A 24131-nucleotide genomic window follows, 5' to 3' on the forward strand; every position below is an offset into this window, starting at 1 on the left:
CGTCAGCTGGTGCGGGTCACCACGTAATCGCAGAGCGCGGAGAGGGCGTCGCGCACTTCGCCGGCCGGGACCGCGTCCAGCCGGGCGCGGGCGCGGTCGGCGTACTCCTGCAGGACACCGGTCGCCCGGGCGAGCCCGTCCGACGCGCGGAGCAGGGCCAGGGCCTCGGCGTGCTCGGCGTCGTCGGTGACCGGCGCGGACACGAGCTGGCGCAGGCGCGCGTCCCCGGGGTCGTCACCGGCCAGGACGAACAGGGCAGGCAGCGTGGCGATCCCCTCGCGCAGGTCGGTGCCGGGGGACTTCCCGGACTCGCCTCCCCGGCTGACGATGTCCAGCAGGTCGTCGGAGATCTGGAAGGCCACCCCGACCTCCTCGCCGAACGCCGTCAGCGCGGTCACCAGCGACGGCTCGACACCGGCGAACGAGGCACCGAAGCGCGCCGACGTGGCCACCAGCGAACCGGTCTTGTCGGCGAGGACGGCGAGATAGTGGTCGACCGGGTCCTCGCCGGCACCGGCGCCCACGGTCTCCCGGATCTGCCCGGTGACCAGCCGCTCGAACGTCTGGGCCTGGATGCGCACGGCCTCCGGCCCGAGATCGGCCAAAATGTCCGACGCGCGGGCGAAGAGCAGGTCGCCGGTCAGGATCGCGATGCTGTTGGTCCACCGGCTGTTGGCACTGGGCGCCCCGCGGCGGACGACGGCCTCGTCCATGACGTCGTCGTGGTACAGCGTGGCGAGGTGCGTGAGCTCGCAGACCACCGCCGCCCGGATCACCTCGGGCGCCCGGGCGTCGCCGAGCTGGGCGGCCAGCAGCGCCAGCATCGGCCGGAACCGCTTGCCGCCGGCCGCCATGAGATGACCGGCCGCCTCCCGGATGAAGGGGTGCTCGCTGCCGACCGACCCGATCAGCTCCCGCTCGACGTCGGCCAGCCCGGCCGCCAGCGACGCCCCGAGAGGCCCCTCGGGCAGCCAGGCCCCGATGCTCGAGGCAGGCGTGGAGATCCGGCGCTGGACCTGCGCGTTGGTGCCCTCGACTGCGGCACGGGCTCCGGTCATCAACCGACGAATCTAGCCGCCTGCTCGGCGAGCTTCAGCACCGCCCCGGGCACGATGCCCAGCGCCAGCGTCGCGGTGGCGGTGACCGCCAGGACGATCGTCGTCGGCAGGCCGGGCACGCCGACGGATGGGGCCTGCCGTCCATCGACGTTGCCGGCCGGGGGCGAGAAGTACATGAGCACGATGACCCGCAGGTAGAAGAACGCGGCGACGGCGCTGGCCAGCAGGGCCACCAGGACCAGCGGCCAGGCCCCGGTCTCGATCGCGGCGCGGAACACGGCGAACTTCCCGGTGAATCCGGCGGTGAGCGGGATGCCGGCCAGGGCCAGGAGGAACAGGCTCATGACCGCCGCCGTGAGCGGCGACCGGGAGGCCAGCCCCGCCCACTGGGACAGGTGCGTGGCCTCGCCGTCGCCGTCGCGGACCAGCATGAGGACGGCGAAGGAGCCGAGGGTGGTCAGCCCGTAGGTGAGCAGGTAGAACATCGTGGCCGCCAGCCCCGAGCCCTCGCCGCCGGCGCCGAGGCCGATGACGCCGGTGAGGAGGAACCCGGCGTGCGCGATCGAGGAGTAGGCGAGCATCCGCTTGAGGTCGGTCTGGGTGAGACCGAGGACGGCGCCGACGATCATCGAGACGATCGCCACCCCGTAGATCAGCGGCCGCCACGTCCACTCCTCCGTGCCGAAGGCGACGTAGAGCAGGCGCAGGATGGCGCCGTACGCGGCGATCTTCGTGCAGGCGGCCATGAAGGCCGTCACCGGCGTCGGCGCACCCTGGTACACGTCGGGGGTCCAGGTGTGGAACGGCGCGACGCTGCCCTTGAACAGCAGGCCGACGATGAGCAGGCCCAGGCCGAGTACGAGCAGGACGTCGCTCCCCTCGGCGCTGACGGCGTCGCGCACCGCGCCGAGGCGGACGCTCCCGGTGGCGCCGTAGACGAGGGCGAGGCCGTACAGGAAGAACGCCGAGGCGAAGGCGCCCAGCAGGAAGTACTTGACCGCCGCCTCCTGCGACAGCAGCCGCCGGCGGCGGGCCAGGCCGCTGATCAGGTACAGCGGGAGGCTCAGCACCTCGAGGGCCACGAACATGATCAGCAGGTCGTTGGCCGCGACGAACAGCATCATGCCGCCGATGGCGAAGGTGGCCAGCGGGTAGACCTCGGTCTGCACCCGCTCGGAGGTGAGCTGGTCGCGGTCCCGCGGGCTGCCCACCGGCACCGCCGCCGACGTGACGAACGCCGACCGGGCGGGGTCCAGCGCCCGCTCGGCGAACAGCAGGATGGCCAGTGCGCCGAGACCGACGATGGTCGCCTGGAGGAACAGCGCGGGACCGTCGACCGCCAGCGCGCCGGCCGCAGTGGTCGACCTCTCGAAGTCGCGGGTCAGCAGCAGCGTGGTGACCAGGCCGCCGACGGTGCCGACGAGGGCGACGGCGACCTGCACGGGGTGCCGGACGTCGCGCGGCGCGAACGCCTCGACGAGCACCCCGACGCAGGCCGCGCCGAAGACGAACAGCAGCGGGGCCAGCGCCGCCAGGGAGAGGTCAGGGGCCTCGATCATCGGTCGGACCCTCCGAGGTCGCTCATGGTGGCCGCGACGGCCGGCTCGATCAGGTTGAGCAGGGGCTGCGGGTAGACGCCGAGGGCGATGATCAGCGCGATCAGCGGCGTGACGACCGCCAGCTCGCGCCGGTCGAGGTCGTGCACCCGCAGAGCGGTGCGCGCCGGGGCGGTCGCCAGCGCGGTCGCCCCGCCGCCCCCGGCCGGGACGGGCTCGGCCGGGTCGGTCTGCAGCAGCACGCCCCGCGGCGGGCCGTGCATGGTGCGCTGGTACATCAGCAGCACGTAGAGGGCCGCCAGGATGATCCCGACCGTGGCGATGATCGTGAAGACCGGCTGCGACGGGAACGACCCGATGAGCACCAGGAACTCGCTGACGAAGCTGTTGGTGCCCGGCAGAGCCAGCGACGCCAGGCCGGCCACGAGGAACGCGCCGCCGAGCAGCGGCGCCGCGGCGGCGAGGCCGCCGTAGTCACCGATCTGCCGGGATCCGCCGCGGGCGATCACCATCCCGACCACCAGGAACAGCAGCCCGGTCGCGATGCCGTGGTTGACCATGTAGAGCACGGCCCCGGTCGCGGCCTCGTGGGTGAAGGCGAAGATGCCCAACGCGATGAAGCCGAAGTGCGAGATCGACGTGTAGGACACCAGCCGCTTCATGTCGCTCTGCCCCATGGCCAGGAGCGCCGCGTAGAGGATCCCGATCACGGCGAGCACCAGGACGAACGGCGCGAAGTACCGCGAGGCGTCGGGGAACAGCGGCAGGCAGTAGCGCAGGAAGCCGAACGTGCCGACCTTGTCGAGCACCCCGACCAGCAGCACCGCACCGCCGATCGGCGCCTCGGAACCGGAGTCAGGCAGCCAGGTGTGGAAGGGCACGAGCGGCGCCTTGATCGCGAAGGCGATGAAGAAGCCGAGGAAGAGCAGCTTCTGCACGCCCGGGTCGATCTCGAGCTGACGCAGCGCGTCGAAGGCGAACGTGCCCTCACCGAGCTGGCTGTTGCTGACCACGTAGAGCCCGATGACGGCGGCCAGCATGATCAGGCCGCCGACCAGGCTGTACAGGAAGAACTTCACCGCGGCGTACTGCCGGCGCGGACCACCGAAGCTGCCGATGATGAAGTACATCGGGACGAGCATCGCCTCGAAGAAGACGTAGAAGAGGAAGACGTCGGTCGCGGCGAAGACGCCGACCATCATCGCCTCGAGCAGCAGCAGCCAGGCGAAGTAGGCCTTCATCGAGCGCCGGTCGGTCGCCACGTCACCGATGCCCGCTGCGGTGTCCTTCCACGAGGCACCGATCACGATCGGCACCAGCACGCCGATGAGCAGCAGCATCACCAGCGCGATGCCGTCGACGCCGAGGGCCACGGAGACACCGAAGTCGGGGATCCAGGCGAACTCGGTGGTCAGCTGGAAGCGGTCGCCGTCGACGTCGAACGCCACGGTCGCGAGCACGGCCAGCAGCAGGACGACGCCGCTGAGCGCCAGCGAGATCTGCCGGGCGAGCTCGTCGCGGCCCTTCGGCAGCCCCGCGACGACGGCCGCCCCGATCGCCGGGACGGCGATCATCAGCAGCAGGAACGGGAAGTCGCTCACGAGCGGGCCTTTCCGGAAGAAGTCACGAAGGTCATCCCGCCGTCACCGCCAGGAGGGCACCGGCCACCAGGACCGCGCCGCCGAGCATGCCCAGCGCGTACGTGCGGACGAAGCCGGTCTGCGTCCGGCCCAGCCGCGAGGAGGAGCCGCCCAGCGCGGCGGCCATGCCGTTGACGGCGCCGTCGACGCCCCGGTTGTCGAAGAACACCAGCGCGCGGGTCAGCCACTGGCCGGGACGCATGAACAGCGACTCGTTGATCGTGTCGGCGTAGAGGGCGTTGCGCGCGGCCCGCGTGACCGGCGAGACCCGCACCGGCGCGGTGACCGGCACCTCGCGGCGGCCGACGAACAGCCAGGCGAGCAGGACGCCGACGAGCGAGACCGCGGTGACGATCAGCGCGACGGTGAGCGGGGCGATGACGTGCGCGGGCTCCTCCGGCTCACCGAACACCGGCTCCATCCAGTCGGTGAGCGGGAACAGCGAGACCAGCAGGAAGCCGGAGGCGACCGACCCGACGGCGAGCACGATCATCGGCACCGTCATGACCGACGGCGACTCGTGCGGGTGCACGCCCTCCTCCCACCGCGGGCGGCCGAAGAAGGTCATCAGCATCAGCCGGGTCATGTAGAAGGCCGTCAGGCCGGCGCCGAGGATGCCCGCTCCGCCCAGGACCCAGCCCCAGACGTCGCCGAGGTCGACCGCCGCCTCGATGATCGCGTCCTTGGTCCAGTAGCCGGCCAGCGGGAAGATGCCGATCAGCGCGAGGTAGCCGAGGCCGAACGTCGCGAAGGTGATCGGCATCTTCTTCCAGAGCCCGCCGTACCGGCGCATGTCCACCTGGTCGTTCATCGCGTGCATGACCGACCCGGCACCGAGGAAGAGGCCGGCCTTGAAGAAGCCGTGCGCGTACAGGTGCGCCAGGCCCGCGACGTACCCGGCGGGGCCCAGGCCCACGGCCAGGAACATGTAGCCGATCTGGCTGACCGTCGAGTAGGCCAGCACCTTCTTGATGTCGTCGTAGGCGCAGCCGGCGATCGCGCCGATGAGCAGCGTCAGCGCGCCCACGGCCAGCACGACGGTGCGCGCGGTCGGGGTCTCGTCGTAGATCGGCGCGCAGCGGGCGATCAGGTAGACGCCGGCCGTGACCATGGTCGCGGCGTGGATCAGCGCCGAGACCGGGGTGGGGCCCTCCATGGCGTCGGGGAGCCACGCCTGCAGCGGGAACTGGCCGGACTTGCCGCACGCGCCGAGCAGCAGCAGCAGCCCGATGGCGGTGACGGTGCCGCCGGCCAGGGTGCCGATCTCGCCGAAGACGCCGTCGTAGTCGGTCGTCCCCAGCTGGGCGAACATCAGGAAGATCGCCAGGGCCAGGCCGACGTCGCCGACCCGGTTCATGATGAACGCCTTCTTCGCCGCGGTGGCGGCCGCCGGGCGGGTGTACCAGAACGCGATCAGCAGGTAGGACGCCAGGCCGACGCCCTCCCAGCCCACGTACAGCGCGACGAAGCTGTTGCCGAGGACCAGCAGGAGCATCGCCGCGACGAACAGGTTGAGGTAGGCGAAGAACCGGCGGCGCGCGGGGTCGTGCGCCATGTAGCCGATCGAGTAGACGTGGATCAGCGAGCCGACGCCGGTGATCAGCAGCACGAACGCAGCCGACAGCGGGTCGTAGAGCAGGCCGGCGCGGACGTCGAGGTCGCCGGAGGAGATGAACGTGAAGAGGTCGACCGAGACCCGGGGCTCCTGCAGCCCGGACAGCTCGAACGTGTAGAGGAGGCCGAGCACGAAGGCGGCGACGACGGTCGCCGTCCCCAGCAGGTGGCCCCAGCGGTCGGTGCGCCGACCGCCGAGCAGCAGCACCGCGGCGCCGACGAGCGGCAGCGCGATCAGCAGCCAGGAGGAGGCGAGCAGACCCTCGGCGGGCAGCGTTTCCATGGTGTCGGGGTCCCCGTCAGTACTTCAGCAGGTTGGCGTCGTCGACGGACGCGGACCGGCGGGTCCGGTAGATCGACATGATGATGGCCAGGCCGATGACGACCTCGGCGGCCGCGACGACCATCACGAAGAAGGCCATGATCTGGCCGTCGATGGTGCCGGTGGACCGCGCGAACGTGACCAGCGTCAGGTTCACCGAGTTGAGCATCAGCTCGACGCACATGAACACGACGATCGCGTTGCGGCGGACCAGCACGCCGACGGCGCCGATCGTGAAGAGGATCGCCGCGAGCACCAGGTAGTGGGTCAGTGTCATGACTGACGGCCTCCGTCCAGGGGCGCGGGGTCGAGGGTGCCGAGCGCCCCGTCGGGCGAGCCGAGCTGCCCGCGCCCGGTGGGCCGCGGCATCTGCTCGATCTCCTGGGGCTCGACCCCGGTGGCGAAGCTCTCCTCGGTGACGGTCCCGTCGGGCAGCAGCGCCGGCGCGGCCACCGAGTTGCCGCGGGCGTAGACGCCCGGACCGGGCAGCGTCTGCGGCCGGGGGTTGTCGAGGAACCGGGCCTTCGACAGCTCCTTCTGGGTGCGCCGCGTGCCGGGCTCGCGCTCGATGTGGGCGAGCACCATCGCGCCGACGGCGGCGGTGATGAGCAGGGCGCTGGTGACCTCGAACGCCAGCAGGTACCGGGTGAACAGCAGCTCGGCGATCGCCGGGATGTTCCCGCCCTCCCCGCCGGCGGCATCGGCCTGGGCCTCGGCGAGGCCGACGACCGGCAGGTCCTCGGTGGCGCGGGCGATGCCCGCGCCGACCAGCCCGGCGAAGCCGACGCCGAGCACCGTGGCGGCGACCCGCTGGCCGCGCAGCGTCTCGACGACGGAGTCCGACGAGTCCCGGCCGACCATCATCAGGACGAACAGGAACAGGATCATGATCGCGCCGGTGTAGACGATGATCTGCACCGCGCCGAGGAACGGCGCCTCCTGGACGACGTAGAAGACGCCCAGCGACAGCATCGTCAGCACCAGCCACAGCGCCGAGTGGACGGCGTTCTTGCTGAACACCATCCCGAGCGCACCGGCCAGCGCGACCGGGCCGAGGATCCAGAAGACGACCTCCTCGGCACCCCCGATCACGACCTGGGTGTCCGCAGCCGCGGCGAGGAGGCTCATACCTTCTCCTCGGTGACCGGCTCGGCCGGCGAGGAGCCCGGCACGCGCAGGTAGTAGTCCTTCTCGTCGTCGCCCAGGCGCATCGGGTGCGGCGGAGCCTCCATGCCGGGCAGCAGCGGAGCCATCAGCTGCTCCTTGGTGTAGATCAGGTCCTGCCGGTTGTCGTCGGCCAGCTCGAAGTCGTTGCTCATCGTCAGCGACCGCGTCGGGCAGGCCTCGATGCACAGCCCGCAGAAGATGCAGCGCAGGTAGTTGATCTGGTAGACGGCGCCGTAGCGCTCACCGGGCGAGAATCGGGCGTCCTCGGTGTTGTCGCCGCCCTCGACGTAGATGGCGTCGGCCGGGCACGCCCAGGCGCACAGCTCGCAGCCGACGCACTTCTCCAGGCCGTCGGGGTGCCGGTTGAGCACGTGCCGCCCGTGGTAGCGCGGCTTGGTCACCTTGGGCTCGAACGGGTACTGCTCGGTGGTCACCTTGCGGAAGATCTGCGCGAAGGTGACCCCGAAGCCCTGTGCCGGCGCCGGCAGGAAGCTCCGCGGCGCGGCCGGCGTCGAGTGGGTCTGCCCGGTCGCGCGCTCGACCTCGCCCCCCGACCTGCGGGCGGGGTTGCGGTCAGACATCGCCGTCCTCCTGGGTTGTCGTCGTGCGGGGCGCCCCGCGGCGGCCGGTGCCGACCACCGCGCTGCCGTCGGACGCGACCGGCTGCCGCCGCAGCCGCGGCGACGGCGGCACCTTCAGGTCCATCGGCGGGATCGGGAAGCCGCCCGCGGACCGGCTCGGCCCGCCCGTGGGCCGACGGCGCGGCCCGGTCGGGGGCAGCACCTCGGGCTCGGTCGGGTGGTTGGACCCGGCCGCCGCCTCCGCGGCCGCCAGGCGGGTGTCCTTGTTGGCCGCCCGTCCGGCGACCCACAGGGCGGCGAGGACCAGGATCGCGATCGGGACGCCCACGTAGAGCGCGACCTCGCCGGTGGAGAGGTCGGCCTCGCGGGAGACCGTGCGCATGGTGGCGACGGCGAGGATCCACACCAGCGCGGTGGGGACCAGCACCTTCCACCCGAAGTGCATGAACTGGTCGTACCGCAGGCGGGGCAGGGTGCCGCGCAGCCAGATGAAGACGAACAGCGCGACGACGACCTTGAGGAAGAACCAGAGCAGCGGCCACCAGCCGGTGTTCGCGCCGTCCCAGATCGAGATCGGCCACGGGGCCCGCCAGCCGCCGAGGAAGAGGGTCGCGGCCAGCGCCGAGACGGTGACCATGTTGATGTACTCGGCGAGGAAGAACAGCGCGAACTTCAGCGACGAGTACTCGGTGTGGAAGCCACCCACGAGCTCGCTCTCGGCCTCGGCGAGGTCGAAGGGCGCTCGGTTGGTCTCGCCGACCACGGCGATCGCGTAGATGACGAACGAGACCGGCAGCAGGACGGCGAACCAGCTCGGGCCGGTGAACTCGAGCCCGAAGAACGACAGCTGGTTGCCGTCGGCCTGGGCGGCGACGATCTCCGACGTCGACATCGTCCCGGCGTAGAGGAACACCGCGACGATCGACAGTCCCATCGCGATCTCGTAGCTGACCATCTGCGCGGCGCTGCGGAGGCTTCCGAGCAGCGGGTACGTCGAGCCCGAGGCCCAGCCGGCCAGCACGATCCCGTACACACCCATGGCCGAGCAGGCCAGCACGATCAGCACGCCGATCGGGGCGTCGGTCAGCTGCAGCGGGGTGCGCTCACCGAAGATGCTCACCGTCGGACCGAGCGGGATGACCGAGAACGCCAGGAACGCGGGGATCGCGGCGATGATCGGGGCCAGGAAGTAGACGGGCTTGTCGGCCAGCGCCGGCATGATGTCTTCCTTGAACGCCAGCTTCAGGCCGTCGGCCAGGCTCTGCAGGTAGCCGCGCGGGCCGACCCGGTTGGGGCCGATCCGCTGCTGCATGCGCGCGACGACCTTGCGCTCGAAGACGATCGCGAACAGCGTCATCAGGACCAGCACCGCGAAGATGCCGACCACCTTGATGACCACGATCCACCAGACGTCGCCGCCGAAGTCCTCGAGCGTGGGCTGGTCGCGTGCGGCCAGGATGTTCATCGCGCGTCTCCCGACAGTCGCACCACGCCACCGGGACCGGCGCCGAGCTGGGCCCGCACCTCGCTGCCCGGTGATCTCATCGGCAGCCACACCACCTGGTCGGGCATGGCGGTGATCGCGACCGGCAGGCTGACCGACCCGGTCGCGCCGCTGACGGTGAGCCGGTCGCCGTCGGCGAGGCCCAGCCGGGCGGCGGCCTCGACGCCGATCCGGGCGACGGCGGGCCGGGCGGTCCCGGCGAGCTCGGGCTCGTCGGCCTGCAACGTGCCGACGTCGAGCAGCTGCCGCCAGGTGGCGAGCACGGCCTCGTCGGCACCCAGCGAGGGCGCGGCCACCGGCCGGACGTCGAGGCCGACCCCCTCGCCCAGGCGTCGCGCGGTGCCCAGCGCGGCGATCTCCGCGCGGGCGGCCTCGGGCGTGGGCAGCCGCAGGTCGGCGTCCATCTCGTCGGCGAGCCCCTGCAGCACCCGGCTGTCGGGGAGCTGCCCGGTGCCGTGCAGCGTGGCGTCGAACGACCGCGGCCGGCCTTCCCAGTCCAGGTAGGTACCGGCCTTCTCGGCGGCCGCAGCCACCGGCAGGACGACGTCGGCGACGGCGGTGACCGCGGTCGGGAACATCTCCAGGCTCACCACGAAGTCCGCGGCCTCCAGCGCCGCCGCGGCCAGCGCCGGGTCGGGCAGGTCGGCCGGGTCGACGCCGCCGACGAGCAGGCCGGGAAGCTCCCCGTCGCGGACGGCGGTGAGGATCGCGGTGAGGTCGCGCCCGGGGGTGCTGGGCACCTCCGCGATGTCGATCCCCCACCGCTCGGCGACCTCGGCGCGGGCGGCGGCGTCGCCGACGGAGCGGCCACCGGGCAGCAGGCTCGGCAGGGCGCCGGCCTCGACCGCGCCCCGCTCCCCCGCCCGCCTGGGCACCCACGCGACGCGCGCGCCGGTCTCCCGGGACAGCGCGAGCAGCGCGGAGAACGCACCGGGCACCTCGGCCAGCCGCTCGCCGGCCAGCACGATCGCACCGGGCTTCCTGAGGGCGTCGGGCGCCGCGCCACCCCAGCTGCCGTCGGTCAGCGCGCGCAGCGACTGCGCCTCGGCCCCGGGCAGGGTGGTCAGCACCGTGGCCTGCAGCTTCTCGTCCGCGCGGGTGGCGAACGGGGCCAGGTCGAACACCGGCAGACCGCGGGTGCGGACGGCGCGGCGCAGGCGGAGGAAGACGATCGGCGACTCCTCCTCCGGCTCGAAGCCGGCCAGCAGCACCGAGGAGGCGTGGGACAGGTCGTCGTAGGTGACCGCCCCGGTGGCGGGGCCGCTGCCGGCGACGGCCGCCCCCAGGAACGCCAGTTCCTCGGCGGAGTGGGCGCGGGCGCGGGCGTCGACGTCGTTGGTGCCGAGCGCGACGCGGGCGAACTTGGCGTAGGCGTAGGCGTCCTCGACGGTCAGCCGACCGCCGGGCAGCACGCCGACGCCTCCCTCGTCACGGGCGAGGAGCAGGCCGGCGGCCGCCGCGGCCCAGGCCTCGGGCCAGGACGCCGGGTGCAGCTCGCCGTCGGCACCCCGCACCAGCGGCGTGGTGAGCCGGGCGTTGGACGTGGCGTAGCGGAAGGCGAACCGCCCCTTGTCGCAGTTCCACTCCTCGTTGACCTCGGGGTCCTCGCCGGCCAGCCGCCGCGTGACCTTGCCGCGGCGGTAGTCGGTGCGCTGGGCGCAGCCCGACGCGCAGTGCTCGCAGACGCTCGGTTCGCTGCGCAGGTCGAACGGCCGCGCACGGAAGCGGTACTGGGCGCTGGTCAGGGCGCCGACCGGGCAGATCTGCGTGGTGTTGCCGGAGAAGTAGCTCTCGAACGGCTCGTCCTCGTAGATGGCGACCTGCTCGAGCGCGCCGCGCTCGAACAGCTCGATGAACGGGTCGCCGGCGACCTGCTGGGAGAACCGGGTGCAGCGGGCGCAGAGCACGCAGCGTTCGCGGTCGAGCAGGATCTCGCTGCTGATGGCCAGCGGCTTGGGGTAGGTCCGCTTGACGTCGACGAAGCGGCTCTCGGCCCGGCCGTTGCTCATCGCCTGGTTCTGCAGCGGGCACTCGCCGCCCTTGTCGCACACCGGGCAGTCGAGCGGGTGGTTGATCAGCAGCAGCTCCATGGTGCCCTGCTGCGCCTTGTCCGCGACCTCGCTGGTCAGCTGCGTCCTGATCACCATGCCCTCAGTGACCGGCACGGTGCACGAGGCCGCGGGCTTGCGCTGGCCCTCGACCTCGACCAGGCACTGGCGGCAGGCACCGACCGGCTCGAGCAGCGGGTGGTCGCAGAACCGTGGGATCTGCACGCCGATCTGCTCGGCGGCCCGGATGATCAGCGTCCCCTTGGGGACGGCGACCTCGAAGCCGTCGATCGTGCAGTGCACGGCGTCGGGCGGTGTGTGCGGTCCGGGCGCGCCCGGTGGGACCGCCGGGGATGGCTGCGGCGCAGCAGGTGTCGTCGTCACGATGCGGCTCCGACGGGCTCGATCGGGAGGCGCCGGCCCAGCCGGGCCTGCTCCTCCGGGGGCAGCAGGGCCACGTAGTCGTCCTTGAAGTACTGCAACGAGCTGGTGATGCAGCTCGTCGCGCCGTCACCGAGCGCGCAGAAGGCGCGGCCCAGGATGTTGTCGCAGGTGTCGAGCAGGGTCTCGAGGTCCTGCGCGGTGCCCCGACCGCCCGCGATCCGGTCCAGGATCTGCACCAGCCAGTAGGTGCCCTCCCGGCACGGGGTGCACTTGCCGCAGCTCTCGTGCGCGTAGAACTCGGTGAACCGCAGGGTCGCCTCGACGATCGAGTCGGTCTCGTCGAACACCATGAGCGCGGTCGTGCCGAGCATGGAGCCCGCGGCCGCGACCGAGTCGAAGTCCAGCGGGACGTCGAGGTGCTCCGCGGTGAAGTACGGGGTCGACGAGCCGCCCGGCGTCCAGAACTTCAGCTCGTGCCCGGGCCGGATGCCACCGGCCATCTCGAGCAGCTCGCGCATCGTGGTGCCCATGGGGGCCTCGTACTGGCCGGGCTTCACGACGCGGCCGGACAGCGAGTAGATCTTCGGGCCGGGCGACTTCTCCGGGCCGAACTCCTTGAACCAGTCGGCGCCGCCGCGGACGACGAACGGCACGCTGGCCAGCGTCTCGACGTTGTTGATGACCGTCGGGGCGCCGTAGAGCCCGGCGACGGCGGGGAACGGCGGCTTGAGCCGGGGCTGGCCGCGGTAGCCCTCGAGCGAGTCGAGCAGCGCCGTCTCCTCGCCGCAGATGTAGGCGCCGGCGCCGGCGTGCACGACCAGGTCCAGGTCGTAGCCCGAGCCGAGGATGTCGGTGCCGAGGTAGCCGGCCGCGTAGGCCTCCTCGACGGCGGCCACGAGCCGGCGGTGCGCGTGCACGGCCTCGCCGCGGACGTAGATGACGGCGAAGTGCGAGCGGATCGCGAACGAGGAGATGATCACGCCCTCGATCAGCGAGTGCGGGTCGGCCATCATCAGCGGCAGGTCCTTGCAGGTGCCCGGCTCGCCCTCGTCGGCGTTGACCACGAGGTACTTGGGCATCGCGGCCGGGCCGGTGGGCGTCTCCCCCGGCTTGGGCTGCGGGATGAAGCTCCATTTCATGCCGGTCGGGAAACCGGCGCCGCCGCGACCGCGCAGCCCGGAGTCCTTGACCATGCTGACGAGCTCGTCAGGCGCCATCGACAGGGCGGTGCGCAGGGCGCTGTAGCCCTCCATGCGCTCGTAGGTCGCCAGCCGCCAGGACTGCTCGGCGCCCCAGCGGGTGGTGAGGACAGGGGTGAGAGGCATGTGTCAGGCCTTCCCGGGAGCCGGGGCCGAGGGAGGTGGGGTGGCGGGGCCTTGACCACCAGTGCCCGGCTCCTGTCCCGCAGGTGTGTCGGTGCCGGTGCCCCGTCGGCCGGTGTCGCGGCCGGACGGCTCGGGCTCACCGCGCTTCGCGGACTCGACGCCGGCCGCCTCGGCGGCCCTGGCACTCGAGGAGGAGGACGCCGACCGCGGCATCGCGGGAGCTGACTCGCCGCGCTCCTCGGCCAGCCGCAGCCCGACCAGGGTGGGCCCGTACTCGCCGGGGTGGTCGACGGCGGCGCGCGCGGCGCCGGCGTCCGGGTGCTGGGAGAACCCGGCCAGCTGGCGGGAGATGCCCTTGAAGTCGGTGAGCGGGGCGCCGCGGGTGGGCAGCGGCTTCTCGCCGCGGCGCAGCGCCGCGACCAGTTCCCGGGCGCTCTCGACGTCCTGCTGGTCGTAGAACTCGTAGTCGACGGTCACGACCGGGGCGTAGTCGCAGGCCGCGAGGCACTCGGCGTGCTCGAGCGTGATCGAGCCGTCGGCCGTCGTCTCGTCGTGGTGGACGCCGAGGTCGTCGGACAGGGCGTCCATGATCCGCTGGCCGCCCAGCACGCTGCACAGCGTGTTGGTGCAGACGCTCACCAGGTGCCGACCGGTCGGACGGCGCTTGTACATCGTGTAGAAGGTCGCGACCGCGCCGACCTCGGCCTTGGTCAGGCCCAGCTCCTCGGCGCAGAAGGTCACCCCCTCCGGCGAGACGTAGCCCTGCACGGACTGCACGAGGTGCAGCATCGGCAGCAGCGCCGAGCGGGCCACCGGGTAGCGGGCGATGATCTCGCGCGCCTCGAGGCGGGTCTGCTCGGTCAGCGGCGGCAGGTCGAGCGCTGCGGGCTCCACCGGGCTCGAGTCGAGCCCCGTCACCGCAGTCCCCTCAGCGGAACCAGGAAGTGCACTCATCAGCGGTCTACTCCACCCATCACGGGGTCGATCGAGGCGATCGCGGCGATGACGTCGGCGATCATGCCGCCCTCGCTCATGGCCGCGGTCGCCTGCAGGTTCACGAAACTGGGCTCGCGGACGTGCACGCGCCACGGGCGCGTGCTCCCGTCGCTGACCACGTGGTAGCCGAGCTCGCCGCGGGGCGACTCGATCGGCACGTAGACCTGGCCGGCCGGGACGCGGAAGCCCTCGGTGACCAGCTTGAAGTGGTGGATCAGGGCCTCCATCGACTGGCCCATGATGTGCCGCACGTGCTCGAGCGAGTTGCCCATGCCGTCGGCGCCGAGGGACAGCTGGGCGGGCCAGGCGATCTTCTTGTCCTCGACCATGACCGGACCGGGCTCGAGCCGGTCGAGGGCCTGGGCGATGAGCTTGAGCGACTCGTTCACCTCGGCCATGCGCACCAGGTAGCGGCCCCAGGCGTCGCAGGTGTCGGCGGTCGGCACCTCGAAGTCGTAGGTCTCGTAGCCCAGGTACGGCTCGACCTTGCGCAGGTCCCACGGCAGGCCGGCGGCACGGAGGATGGGCCCGGTGACGCCGAGCGCCACGCAGCCGGTGACGTCGAGGTACCCGGCGTCCTTGAGCCGCGCCTGCCAGATCGGGTTGCCGGTGAGCAGCTTGTGGAAGTCGGCCACCCGCCCCGGCATGATCTTCAGGAACTCGCGCACGTGCTCGACCGCGCCCTCGGGCAGGTCCTGCGCCAGGCCACCGGGCCGGATGTAGGCGTGGTTCATGCGCAGGCCGGTGATCTCCTCGAGCAGGTCGAGGATCATCTCCCGCTCGCGGAACCCGTTGGTCATGCCGGTGAGCGCACCCATCTCCATGCCGAAGGTGGCCAGCGCGACCAGGTGCGAGGCGATCCGGTTGAGCTCCATCACCAGGACGCGGATCGTCTGGGCGCGCGGCGGCGCCTCGACCCCGAGCAGCTTCTCGACCGCCAGGCAGTAGCCGGCCTCGTTGAACAGCGGGGACAGGTAGTCCATCCGGGTCACGAAGGTCGTGCCCTGCGTCCAGGTGCGGTACTCGGTGTTCTTCTCGATCCCGGTGTGCAGGTAGCCGATGACGACGCGCGCCTTGGTCACCGTCTCGCCCTCGAGGTCGAGGACCAGGCGGAGGACGCCGTGCGTCGAGGGGTGCTGCGGACCCATGTTGACGACGAGGCGTTCCTCGCCGTGCGGGTCCGCGCCGAACGTCAGGTCCCAGTCGCCGCCGGTGACGGTGTAGACGCGCCCCTCGGTGGTCTCCCGGGAGCCGGCGTACGGGTCGGAGGTGGTGGTCATGAGATCTCCCCGATCACCGGTAGGCCCGGCGCGTGTCCGGCGGCGGGATGGTGGCGTCGTGGTACTCCACGGGGACGCCGCCCAGCGGGTAGTCCTTGCGCTGCGGGTGCCCGTCCCAGTCGTCGGGCATGAGGATCCGGGTGAGCGCCGGGTGTCCGTCGAACACGATGCCGAACATGTCCCAGGTCTCGCGCTCGTGCCAGTCCGCCGTGGGGTAGACGGCGGTCACCGACGGAACGTGCGGGTCCTCGGCCGTGACGGCGACCTCGAGCCGGATCCGGCGGCGGTAGGTCATCGACGTCAGGTGGTAGACGACGTGCAGGCGGGGGCGGTCGGGCCCGGTGACCGGGCCGCCGCTGTCGAGGTAGTCGACCCCGGAGACGCTGCTGCACAGCTCGAAGCGCAGCGCCTCGTCGTCGCGCAGGGCCTGGACGAGGGTCAGCAGGTGCTCACGGGTGACGAAGTAGGTGATCTCGCCGCGGTCGACCAGCACACGGACGACGGCCGCCGCGTAGACCTTCTCGCCGACCGCCTCGATCAGCGCGTCGGTGACCTCGTCGAAGTACCCGCCGTAAGGCCGCTCGGTGGAGTGCAGCGCGACGGCACCGCCGGGCTCGACGCGGACGAGGCCGCCGAAGCCGGAGGTGTCACCGCTGCCGCTGACGCCGAACGAGCCCTTGCGGAAGCCACCGGAGGGGGCGTCCACGCCCTGCGCCGGCTCCATGCCGCTGCGGTCCCCAGGACCCGTCATCGCCATGCCTTCCCGAGCCCGGTCGGCCGATCTTCGGGCAGCAGGACGGCGTTGCCGTCGCGCTGCTCGATGAGGAACTGGCCGGTGCGGCCCTCGGCCGCGGCCTCCTCGTAGGCGCGGCGCAGCTTCTTGTCCGCGCGGACGGTCGAGGGCATCTCGACGTGCAGCTCCGTCGCCGTGCCCTCGGCCTGCGCACGCGCCAGCTGGCGGGCGCGCTTGGCGCCGAGGGGCTCGTTCTGGATCTTGTGGTGCAGCTTGAGGATCGCGTCCATCAGCATCTCCGGCCGCGGCGGGCAGCCGGGCAGGTACATGTCCACCGGAACGATGTGGTCGACGCCCTGCACGATCGCGTAGTTGTTGAACATGCCGCCGGAACTGGCGCAGACGCCCATCGAGAGCACCCAGCGCGGCTCGGGCATCTGGTCGTAGATCTGCCGCAGGACCGGCGCCATCTTCTGGCTCACCCGCCCGGCGACGATCATCAGGTCGGCCTGGCGCGGCGAGGCGCGGAAGACCTCCATGCCGAAGCGGGCCAGGTCGTAGCGGCCGGCGCCCGACGCCATCATCTCGATGGCGCAGCAGGCCAGGCCGAACGTGGCCGGCCACAGCGACGACTTGCGCGTCCAGTTGACCAGCTTCTCCACCGTGGTCAGCAGGACCCCGCTGGGCAGTTTCTCCTCGAGTCCCATGTCAGTACTCCACCCTCGTCACTGCGGTCAGTCCCACTCGAGCCCGCCACGGCGCCACACGTAGGCGTAGGCGATGAACACGGTGGCGATGAAGACGACCATCTCGACCAGCCCGAAGACGCCGAGCGCGTCGTTGGCGACGGCCCACGGGTAGAGGAAGACGATCTCGATGTCGAAGACGATGAACAGCATCGCCGTCAGGTAGTACTTCACCGGGAAGCGGCCGCCGGTCAGCGGCTGGTCGACCGGTTCGATCCCGCACTCGTACGCGTCGAGCTTGGCGCGGTTGTATCGGCGAGGCCCGATGAAGGGGGCCGCGGCGACCGAGAACACCGCGAACGCGGCGGCCAGCGCGAACAGCCCGATGATCGGGGCATAGATCGAGAGCATCAGTGCGACCCTACGGTGAGGCCGATCACGGTCCGCGCAGGCGAGGTCTGCTCACGCAGTGTGTCGACATGTTTCCGGTGTGTGATCTCCAGCACGGTCCCGTTCATGCTCAGACCGCCGGGGCCAGTCGGGTGAGCGCGGCGACCGCGCGGTCGATGCCGTCACCGTCGCGCCCGTCGGTGAGGTTGCCCATCAGGCGCAGTGCCGCGTTCACCAGCACCGGACGCTTGAGGCCGTGCGCCGTAGCGAACCGGACGACGTCGGGGCGGGCGAGCAGCGCGAGGAAGCCCATGCCCAGCCGGTGGTGCCGCCCGTACGCGGCGCGCAGCCGCTCCGGGTACCGGCGCAGGACGGCCTCCCGTGCCGGGCCGTCGGGGACGGCGAGTGCGTCGGTCGCGGCCTCGGCGGCCATCCGGCCGGTCTCCATCGCGTAGCTGATGCCTTCGCCGTTGAACGGGTTGACCGTGCCGGCTGAGTCGCCGGCCAGCAGCAGCCCCCGGCTGTAGGCGGGCTGGCGGTGCAGCGCCATGGGGAGTCCGGCACCGCGCAGCGGGGTCACCGCGTGCTCCTCGCCCAGCTGCTCACCGGCCGGGAACGTGTCCAACCAACGTCGGAGGGTCTCGCGGTGGTCGGCACCCGTGCCGCGCCGGGTGTCGAGCAGTCCGAAACCGACGTTCGCCGTGCCGTCGCCCATGCCGAACACCCAGCCGTAGCCGGGCATCGAGTCCCGGGTCGGGCCCTGCGCGGACAGGTCGAAGGAGATGTCGAGGTAATCGTCGGCGGTGCGCTTGGTGCGGACGTACCGACGCACCGCGATGCCGAGCGGGCGGTCCTCGCGGCGCACCAGGCCGAGCGATTTCGCCAGCCGACCGGAGAGTCCCTCGGCGGACACGACCAGGGGGGCTCGCCAGGTCACCGGCTCGCGGCCGGGGCCGGCCTGCGCCCGCACCCCCGCGACGCGGCCGGCGTCGTCGAGCAGCGGCTCGGTGACGGTCACCCCGGTGTGCAGCCGCGCTCCGGCGTCCTCGGCGTGGCGGGCGAGCATCGCGTCGAGCTCGCTGCGCGGGCGGACCAGGCTGTAGTCGGGCCAGCGGGAGAGCTGCGGCCAGTCGACCTCGACGACCTGACCGCCGCCGTGCACGCGCAGGCCCTTGTGCCGGACCCAGCCGGCGCCCGGCGAGGTGTCGATGCCCATGTCCTCGAGCGCCTTGACACCGCGCGGCGTCAAGCCGTCGCCGCAGACCTTCTCGCGCGGGAACGCGGCCTTCTCGAGGACCACGACGTCGAGCCCGGAACGAGCCAACCAGTAGGCGGCACTCGAGCCGGCCGGCCCGGCCCCGACCACCAGGACATCCGCGGAGCCATCCGCAGGGAGGTCGGCGGAGACGTCGGAGCCGCGGGGCAGACCCGCCGTGGCTCCGGGCACTCTGGCCGCCCCCTCCCGCACCGAACACCGCGCTCGCTCATGACATCCGAGCTCGTGACAACCGAGCTTGTGAAAACCTTCACAAGGCTTCCGGGTTCGAGTCTACGTGCGGGTGTGAGCCACGGAACAGCGCCCCCGGGAACTCGCGGGTCGCTACTCGCGCAGCCGGGCCTGCAGCCCCGCCTTGACCTCGGGCCACTCGTCGACGAGCACGCTGAAGACGACCGTGTCGCGGAAACTGCCGTCCTCGCGTCGCTGATCCCGCCGCAGGATGCCCTCGCGGCGCGCCCCGAGCCGGGCGATCGCGGCCTGCGACCGGGTGTTGCGCGCGTCGGTCTGGATCTTCACGCGCCCGAAGCCGCAGACCTCGAAGCAGTGGGTCAGCAGGAGCAGCTTCGCCTCGGGGTTCACGCGCGTCCCCCACCAGCGACGGCCGTAGATCGTCGAGCCCAGGTGGATGCTCTCGTTGCCCAGATGGGCCTCGAGCAGGGCCGACGTGCCCACGAGCGTCCCGGCCGGGCCGAGGCCGCCGTCGGTGGCCAGCCGGACGGCGTAGACCGTCCGACCACCACCCCGGCCGTCTGGTGGCCCCGCCGGAAGGAACCGCTCGCGGGCCAGGGCCAGGGCGTCCTCGACCGACACCGGCCGACGGTGCATGACGTATCCGGACGCGTAGAGAGCCGGATCGGCGAGCAGCGGGAACAGCTCGGGGACGTCGGCCTCGGTCAGCGGGTCGAGCCGCACCGCCTCCCCCACGAGCGGCTCGCCGGTGGGCAGGATGGTCGCGAGCACGCCCCCGATCCTGCCGGTCAGAACGGCGGCGGGTCGTCGATCGGGGGCGCGCGTTCGGCGGTCACGCGCAGCACGCCGTCGTCGTCGGGACGCATGCCCGGCGGTCGGCTGACGCGGGTGACCCCGCTGGGCGTCGTCACCGTGAGGACGCCGTCGGGTGTCATGACGTGGAGCCAGCCCACTGCGAATGTCTTGAGCCGGTGGTGCCGCCGGCACAGGCAGCACAGGTTGGTGCAGTCGGTCGCTCCACCGTGGGCGTGCGGGACGACGTGGTCGATGTCGGCCCAGCCGGCGCGGTTGCTGCAGCCGGGGTGCCGGCAGGTGCGGTCGCGGGTGCGCAGGAACCGTTCCTGGGCGGGCGTGTGCGCGTACCGGTCGACGGCCGGCGGGCACCCGAGGCCTTCGCCGCGACGCACGGCGGTCTCCAGTTCGCGGCGGGTGACGGAGGCCAGCAGCCGCCCGTCGTCATCGGTGACCGAGAGCACGAGGGTGCCGTCGGCGGGCGCCTGCAGCCCGCCGGGACACAGCGCGTCGAGGCGCTCGAGGATCGCCCGCGCCAGGGCAGCGGTGACCGGCTCGCCGTCCACCAGCACCGGGTCGGTGCCCACGCCCGGCGCCCCGGCCGCGCCGGACTCCAGCGTGTCGAGGGAGGCGACCACCTCCACGTGCGCGCTCACCGTCGGCCACTCGTGCTCGGGTCTGGTCACGAAGTCGTGCAGGACCGCAGAGCGCACCTGCCCGAGCGGGCGCGGGTCGCCGGCCTTCTTCAGCGCCCGGGCGTGCGCATCGACCCGGGCGCGGATCTCCGAGGCGGCCGGCAGCGGCATCGTGGCCCGCAGCTCGCCCATGCCGTCACCGACACCGCGCACCGTGACGTCCGCGGCCTGCTCGGCCTGCTTCCGGCGCCGGTCGGCGGCGGCCGGGTCGGCCTTGATCAGCTCCCGCCGCACCAGCGCGCGCAGCCGTGTGATCGACAACCCACCGGCCTGCGGCAGCACCGCCGCCTCTACCGCGGCCACCACGTCGTCGGGGGACTCGCGGGCCGGCCAGCCCAGCTCGGCGGCGATCGCGCGCGCCCGCGACCAGTCCAGCGCCCCATCGGCCAGCGCGGCCCAGGTGGCCGGCAGCCGACGCAGCAGCGTCGTCGAGCCCTCCCACAGCCGCGTGGCCGCCGCCCGCGAACAGTTCAGCACCAGGGCCAGCTCGTCGGGGAAGAACTCCGACACGTCCTCGTCCAGCAGCGTCGCCGCCCACTCCCCCGACGCCGCACCCACCTGCCCGCGTCGGCGGTCGTCGCGGGCGGGCCGGTCGGTGGCCAGCCCCACCACCAGCTCCGCCTTGAACGCGGCCAGGGCCGCCTCCACCTCTTCCACCCGCTGGAGCTGGCTCGCCTTCTCCTCCGGGGTCATCAGCCCCACCGGCAGCAGGTCGCCGAGCCGCGACGGCCGTCGCACGACCCCGGCCGGCACGGCGACGTCGTCCCGTAGCGCGGGGCGCAGCTCGGCGACGGTCACGCCGACACCGAACGCACCCGGAGGGAACATGCCCCCACGCTATGCCGGGGGTACGACAGAAATCGGCCGCCTGGCCAGCGGTTTCAGCCCACGGGCCCAGGCTCCCCGCTCTGCGGGTCGGTCACGTGGAGTGGGGGTTCTGCAGAACCGCACAGCACGAGAACGACCGCCAGACCGCTACGGCAGCGTCGACCAGAACCACTGGTAGGAGCGGTGCAGCCAGTCGTCGACCCACGCCCGGTCCGGCTCCGGAGGGACCGCCGAGCTGTCCTGGAGGGCGGTCAGCCGCACTTCGACGTCATCCACCGCCGCCAACACCTCGGCGAGCGGCAGGTCTCCCCGCCGCACGGAGCGCAGGTATGCCCGCTCGGGCTCGGGCACGGGAAGGCTGATCCTCCCCGTGCTCAGCAGCTCGATCCCCTGGAACCCGAGGCGCAGCGCATGCATCGCGTACTTCGTGTCGTAGCCGTGCTGCGCGACCAGCTCGGGTCGGTTGGTATGCGCCCCCACCTCGCCGGTCATGGCGGCCTTCTGCGCCTGCAGATACCCGAGGAATCGATTCCCGGCCAGACGGGAGACGAACCGATGCGCGTTCGCGGTCAGCTCGACGCCCACGGCGTCGCGATACACGACCTCTTCGTCAGGCACGAAGAGCAGCAGGAGGACCGACGGATTGCCGTCCATCGCGAGCCGCGCCCACTTGCGGGCCGAGTAGATGACGACGTCGAGATCGCCGGCGCCGGAACGGTTGGCGAGTCCGCCCGGCCGGTCCCACGCCGTGTGCCGATGGAATTGCTCGAACGCCACCGTGCGCGTCCGAGAAAGCCCAGCGGGGACGCGCGCCACACCGGTCACGAACTGCGGCGGCTCTAGGCAGAGCCCCAGCTCGTCGCGGTCGTCCTGGCCGCTGAGAGACGTGCCGTGCACACCGGAGCCGACCTGCGCGCGCAGCACCGTGCCGCGCTCGGCGATCAGCCTCGCCTCGTCGGAGGCGTGCGGATGGTCGTACGCCGAAGGAAGGGATCGGGTCCTCAGGACGACCGCGGGCTCGACCATCAGGAACGGCGGGCGCGGTGCAGGGCGACGACCCCGCCGGTCAGGTTGCGCCAGGCGACGTCGGACCAGCCGGCTGCCTGGATGCGCCCCGCCAGCGCGGCCTGGTCGGGCCAGGCCCGGATCGACTCCGCCAGGTAGACGTAGGCCTCGGGGTTGCTGCTGACGGCGCGGGCGATCCGGGGCAGCGCCTGCATCAGGTACTCGGTGTAGACGGTCCGGAACGGCGCCCAGGTGGGGCTGGAGAACTCGCAGACGACCAGCGTCCCGCCGGGCCGGGTGACCCGCCGGAACTCGCGCAGCGCGGCATCCGGGTCGGCGACGTTGCGCAGCCCGAAGGAGATGACGACGCCGTCGACGCTCTCGTCGGCCAGGGGCAGTGCCATCGCGTCTCCGGCCACCTTGGGCACCGGACGCGCGGCCCCGGCCCGGAGCATCCCCTGGGAGAAGTCGCACGCGATCGCGCTGGCGCCCCCGGCGGCCAGCTCCACCGTCGAGACCGCCGTGCCTGCGGCGACGTCGAGGATCGTCTGCCCCGGCCGGGGGTCCAGCGCCTCCCGGGTGGCCCGTCGCCAGGCGGCGTCGCGCCCGCCCGAGAGCACCGTGTTGGTCAGGTCGTAGCGGCGGGCGACCCGGTCGAACATCGCGGCCACGTCGGCCGGCCGCTTGTCCAGGCCGGCCCGCAGGCCGGCGCTGTGCGCATCCTCTCCCCGGTCTCCCACGGCGAGGACGCTACAGAGCCTCCTACGCTGGGGCGGTGACTGCGGCCGCCCTGACCTCGCCGGACGCCCCGGCGCGCACGGTGAGCACGGTGCGGGCGGACGCCGCCGGGGAGCTGCTGGGGCTGCTGCCGGCCGACGGGGCGCTCTCCTGGGTGCGCCACGGCGAGGGGCTCGTCGGGTGGGGCGAGGCCGCCCGCCTGGAGGTGTCGGGTCCGACCGCGCTGGCCGACGCCGCGCGGTGGTGGGCGGAGTACACCGCGGACCTCGACGTCGACGACGAGATCGGGCTGCCCGGGTCGGGCCCGGTCCTGTTCGCCAGCATCGCGTTCGACCCGACCGCCGGGACGTCGGTGTTCGTCGTCCCCGAGGTCGTGGTGGGCCGCCGGGACGGCGTGGGCTGGGTGACGGCGACCGGCGCGATCGACCCCCGCGCCGTGGCAGCGGTGGACCTGCCCGACGAGGGTCCGGCCCTGCGACTGCGGTACGCCGACGGTGCGCTGGACCCGGCCACCTGGTGCGCAGCCGTCGCCGACGCGGTGCAGCGGATCACGGCCGGTGACCTGGCCAAGGTGGTCCTCGCCCGGGACCTGCTCGTCTCCGCGGACGCGCCGCTCGACCCGCGCCGCCTGCTGCGTCGCCTGGCCGACCGGTTCCCCGACTGCTGGACCTTCTCCGTCGACGGGCTGCTCGGCGCCACCCCCGAGCTGCTGCTGCGCCGGACCGGCCGGGAGCTCTCGGCGCGGGTGCTCGCCGGGACCGCCCCCCGGGGCGCGGGCGCCGAGGACGAGCGTCTGGCCGCCGGGTTGATCGGCTCGGCCAAGGACCGCGCCGAGCACGAGCTGGCGGTCGACTCGCTGGTGCGCGCCCTCGAGCCCTACTGCACCCGCTTGACGGCACCGGCCGAGCCGGAGCTGCTCACGCTGGCCAACGTCCGGCACCTGGCCAGCGACGTCGTCGGCACGCAGCGCCGCAGCGGGTCGCGCGGCCGGGCCGGGCTCCTGGAGCTCGTCGGCGCCGTGCACCCGACGGCGGCCGTGTGCGGGACGCCGACCCCGGACGCCGCGGCGCTGATCGCCGAGCTGGAGGGCATGGACCGCGGGCGCTACGCCGGGCCGGTCGGCTGGCTGGACGCCCGGGGCGACGGCGAGTTCGGTCTCGCGCTGCGCTGCGCGGAGCTGACCGGATCGAACGGCGCCCGGCTCTTCGCCGGCTGCGGGATCGTCGCCGGGTCGGACCCGGTCGCCGAGCTGGCCGAGACGCAGTCGAAGTTCGCCGCGTTCCAGGCCGCCCTGGAGGGCTGATCCCCTCCCCGAGCCCCT

General features: G+C 72.6%; 21 protein-coding genes. 1 reads left to right on the forward strand and 20 read right to left on the reverse strand.

All coding sequences use genetic code 11. From position 1 onward, the window contains the following. Window positions 1-2: 2 nt before the first annotated feature. The 20 genes from ABD644_RS01815 to ABD644_RS01910 form a co-directional block, all read right to left on the reverse strand. The gene (locus ABD644_RS01815) at window positions 3-1058 is read right to left on the reverse strand and encodes a polyprenyl synthetase family protein (protein WP_344686774.1); all 1056 of its coding nucleotides are present in this window, start codon (window positions 1056-1058) and stop codon (window positions 3-5) included. Continuing rightward, window positions 1058-2617 (reverse strand): NADH-quinone oxidoreductase subunit NuoN, encoded by a 1560-nt coding sequence (nuoN, locus tag ABD644_RS01820; RefSeq protein WP_344686775.1) that lies wholly within the window; start codon window positions 2615-2617, stop codon window positions 1058-1060. The genes ABD644_RS01815 and nuoN overlap by 1 nt, the downstream gene beginning before the upstream one ends. After that, complete coding sequence (locus ABD644_RS01825) at window positions 2614-4215, reverse strand: NADH-quinone oxidoreductase subunit M (RefSeq protein ID WP_344686776.1); 1602 nt, start codon at window positions 4213-4215, stop codon at window positions 2614-2616. The genes nuoN and ABD644_RS01825 overlap by 4 nt, the downstream gene beginning before the upstream one ends. Window positions 4216-4246: 31 nt before the next feature. Further along, window positions 4247-6151: an NADH-quinone oxidoreductase subunit L gene (gene nuoL / locus ABD644_RS01830; RefSeq protein WP_344686777.1), complete on the reverse strand. Its 1905-nt coding sequence runs from the start codon at window positions 6149-6151 to the stop codon at window positions 4247-4249. A 16-nt stretch (window positions 6152-6167) separates the two neighbouring features. Then, the gene (nuoK, locus tag ABD644_RS01835) at window positions 6168-6467 is read right to left on the reverse strand and encodes an NADH-quinone oxidoreductase subunit NuoK (protein WP_344686778.1); all 300 of its coding nucleotides are present in this window, start codon (window positions 6465-6467) and stop codon (window positions 6168-6170) included. Beyond that, complete coding sequence (locus ABD644_RS01840; RefSeq protein ID WP_344686780.1) at window positions 6464-7318, reverse strand: NADH-quinone oxidoreductase subunit J; 855 nt, start codon at window positions 7316-7318, stop codon at window positions 6464-6466. The genes nuoK and ABD644_RS01840 overlap by 4 nt, the downstream gene beginning before the upstream one ends. Then, entirely contained in the window at window positions 7315-7938 is a 624-nt protein-coding gene (nuoI, locus tag ABD644_RS01845; protein ID WP_344686781.1) for an NADH-quinone oxidoreductase subunit NuoI, read from the reverse strand. Before nuoI ends, ABD644_RS01840 begins: the two co-directional genes overlap by 4 nt. After that, the gene (gene nuoH / locus ABD644_RS01850; protein WP_344686782.1) at window positions 7931-9403 is read right to left on the reverse strand and encodes an NADH-quinone oxidoreductase subunit NuoH; all 1473 of its coding nucleotides are present in this window, start codon (window positions 9401-9403) and stop codon (window positions 7931-7933) included. Before nuoH ends, nuoI begins: the two co-directional genes overlap by 8 nt. After that, window positions 9400-11874 (reverse strand): NADH-quinone oxidoreductase subunit G, encoded by a 2475-nt coding sequence (locus ABD644_RS01855; RefSeq protein ID WP_344686783.1) that lies wholly within the window; start codon window positions 11872-11874, stop codon window positions 9400-9402. The genes nuoH and ABD644_RS01855 overlap by 4 nt, the downstream gene beginning before the upstream one ends. Continuing rightward, window positions 11871-13199 carry an NADH-quinone oxidoreductase subunit NuoF gene (gene nuoF, locus ABD644_RS01860; protein WP_344686784.1) on the reverse strand — a complete coding sequence of 443 codons (1329 nt, stop codon included), beginning with the start codon at window positions 13197-13199 and terminating at the stop codon, window positions 11871-11873. The genes ABD644_RS01855 and nuoF overlap by 4 nt, the downstream gene beginning before the upstream one ends. A 3-nt stretch (window positions 13200-13202) precedes the next feature. Continuing rightward, a complete protein-coding gene (gene nuoE / locus ABD644_RS01865) occupies window positions 13203-14117 on the reverse strand; it encodes an NADH-quinone oxidoreductase subunit NuoE (RefSeq protein ID WP_344686785.1) in 915 nt (304 codons plus the stop codon). Window positions 14118-14152: 35 nt separating this feature from the next. After that, window positions 14153-15475: an NADH-quinone oxidoreductase subunit D gene (locus ABD644_RS01870; protein ID WP_344686786.1), complete on the reverse strand. Its 1323-nt coding sequence runs from the start codon at window positions 15473-15475 to the stop codon at window positions 14153-14155. 13 nt (window positions 15476-15488) lie between these two features. Further along, window positions 15489-16226, reverse strand: coding sequence for an NADH-quinone oxidoreductase subunit C (locus tag ABD644_RS01875; RefSeq protein WP_344686787.1), 738 nt, complete (start codon window positions 16224-16226; stop codon window positions 15489-15491). Next, window positions 16223-16915 (reverse strand): NuoB/complex I 20 kDa subunit family protein, encoded by a 693-nt coding sequence (locus tag ABD644_RS01880; RefSeq protein WP_425547356.1) that lies wholly within the window; start codon window positions 16913-16915, stop codon window positions 16223-16225. Before ABD644_RS01880 ends, ABD644_RS01875 begins: the two co-directional genes overlap by 4 nt. Before the next feature lie 27 nt (window positions 16916-16942). After that, on the reverse strand, window positions 16943-17305 hold the full coding sequence (locus tag ABD644_RS01885) for an NADH-quinone oxidoreductase subunit A (RefSeq protein WP_344686788.1): 363 nt from the start codon (window positions 17303-17305) through the stop codon (window positions 16943-16945). Window positions 17306-17414: 109 nt separating this feature from the next. Then, complete coding sequence (locus ABD644_RS01890; RefSeq protein WP_425547357.1) at window positions 17415-18731, reverse strand: geranylgeranyl reductase family protein; 1317 nt, start codon at window positions 18729-18731, stop codon at window positions 17415-17417. A 153-nt stretch (window positions 18732-18884) separates the two neighbouring features. Next, on the reverse strand, window positions 18885-19523 hold the full coding sequence (locus ABD644_RS01895; RefSeq protein ID WP_344686789.1) for a GNAT family N-acetyltransferase: 639 nt from the start codon (window positions 19521-19523) through the stop codon (window positions 18885-18887). Between the two features lie 17 nt (window positions 19524-19540). Beyond that, window positions 19541-21067: an HNH endonuclease signature motif containing protein gene (locus tag ABD644_RS01900; RefSeq protein WP_344686790.1), complete on the reverse strand. Its 1527-nt coding sequence runs from the start codon at window positions 21065-21067 to the stop codon at window positions 19541-19543. 147 nt (window positions 21068-21214) lie between these two features. Beyond that, window positions 21215-22093 carry a DNA polymerase beta superfamily protein gene (locus ABD644_RS01905; RefSeq protein ID WP_344686791.1) on the reverse strand — a complete coding sequence of 293 codons (879 nt, stop codon included), beginning with the start codon at window positions 22091-22093 and terminating at the stop codon, window positions 21215-21217. Further along, a complete protein-coding gene (locus ABD644_RS01910; RefSeq protein ID WP_344686792.1) occupies window positions 22093-22812 on the reverse strand; it encodes a demethylmenaquinone methyltransferase in 720 nt (239 codons plus the stop codon). The genes ABD644_RS01905 and ABD644_RS01910 overlap by 1 nt, the downstream gene beginning before the upstream one ends. 35 nt (window positions 22813-22847) lie before the next feature. Between ABD644_RS01910 and ABD644_RS01915 the strand changes: the two genes are divergently transcribed. Continuing rightward, window positions 22848-24113: an isochorismate synthase gene (locus tag ABD644_RS01915; RefSeq protein WP_344686793.1), complete on the forward strand. Its 1266-nt coding sequence runs from the start codon at window positions 22848-22850 to the stop codon at window positions 24111-24113. The last annotated feature ends 18 nt before the right edge of the window (window positions 24114-24131 follow it).

Origin of the sequence: Blastococcus jejuensis (assembly GCF_039534705.1) — a bacterium.
Taxonomy (GTDB): Bacteria; Actinomycetota; Actinomycetes; order Mycobacteriales; family Geodermatophilaceae; genus Blastococcus_B; species Blastococcus_B jejuensis.

Bases quoted from the DNA above. Each gene is read 5' to 3' on its own strand.
- ABD644_RS01840 (WP_344686780.1), bottom strand. From the start codon at position 7,318: ATGAGCCTCCTCGCCGCGGCTGCGGACACCCAGGTCGTGATCGGGGGT.
- ABD644_RS01885 (WP_344686788.1), bottom strand. From the start codon at position 17,305: ATGCTCTCGATCTATGCCCCGATCATCGGGCTGTTCGCGCTGGCCGCC.
- nuoN (WP_344686775.1), bottom strand. From the start codon at position 2,617: ATGATCGAGGCCCCTGACCTCTCCCTGGCGGCGCTGGCCCCGCTGCTG.
- nuoH (WP_344686782.1), bottom strand. From the start codon at position 9,403: ATGAACATCCTGGCCGCACGCGACCAGCCCACGCTCGAGGACTTCGGC.
- ABD644_RS01815 (WP_344686774.1), bottom strand. From the start codon at position 1,058: ATGACCGGAGCCCGTGCCGCAGTCGAGGGCACCAACGCGCAGGTCCAG.
- nuoK (WP_344686778.1), bottom strand. From the start codon at position 6,467: ATGACACTGACCCACTACCTGGTGCTCGCGGCGATCCTCTTCACGATC.
- nuoF (WP_344686784.1), bottom strand. From the start codon at position 13,199: ATGCCTCTCACCCCTGTCCTCACCACCCGCTGGGGCGCCGAGCAGTCC.
- ABD644_RS01905 (WP_344686791.1), bottom strand. From the start codon at position 22,093: ATGGTCGAGCCCGCGGTCGTCCTGAGGACCCGATCCCTTCCTTCGGCG.
- ABD644_RS01870 (WP_344686786.1), bottom strand. From the start codon at position 15,475: ATGACCACCACCTCCGACCCGTACGCCGGCTCCCGGGAGACCACCGAG.
- ABD644_RS01875 (WP_344686787.1), bottom strand. From the start codon at position 16,226: ATGACGGGTCCTGGGGACCGCAGCGGCATGGAGCCGGCGCAGGGCGTG.
- ABD644_RS01900 (WP_344686790.1), bottom strand. From the start codon at position 21,067: ATGTTCCCTCCGGGTGCGTTCGGTGTCGGCGTGACCGTCGCCGAGCTG.
- ABD644_RS01880 (WP_425547356.1), bottom strand. From the start codon at position 16,915: ATGGGACTCGAGGAGAAACTGCCCAGCGGGGTCCTGCTGACCACGGTG.
- nuoL (WP_344686777.1), bottom strand. From the start codon at position 6,151: ATGGAAACGCTGCCCGCCGAGGGTCTGCTCGCCTCCTCCTGGCTGCTG.
- nuoI (WP_344686781.1), bottom strand. From the start codon at position 7,938: ATGTCTGACCGCAACCCCGCCCGCAGGTCGGGGGGCGAGGTCGAGCGC.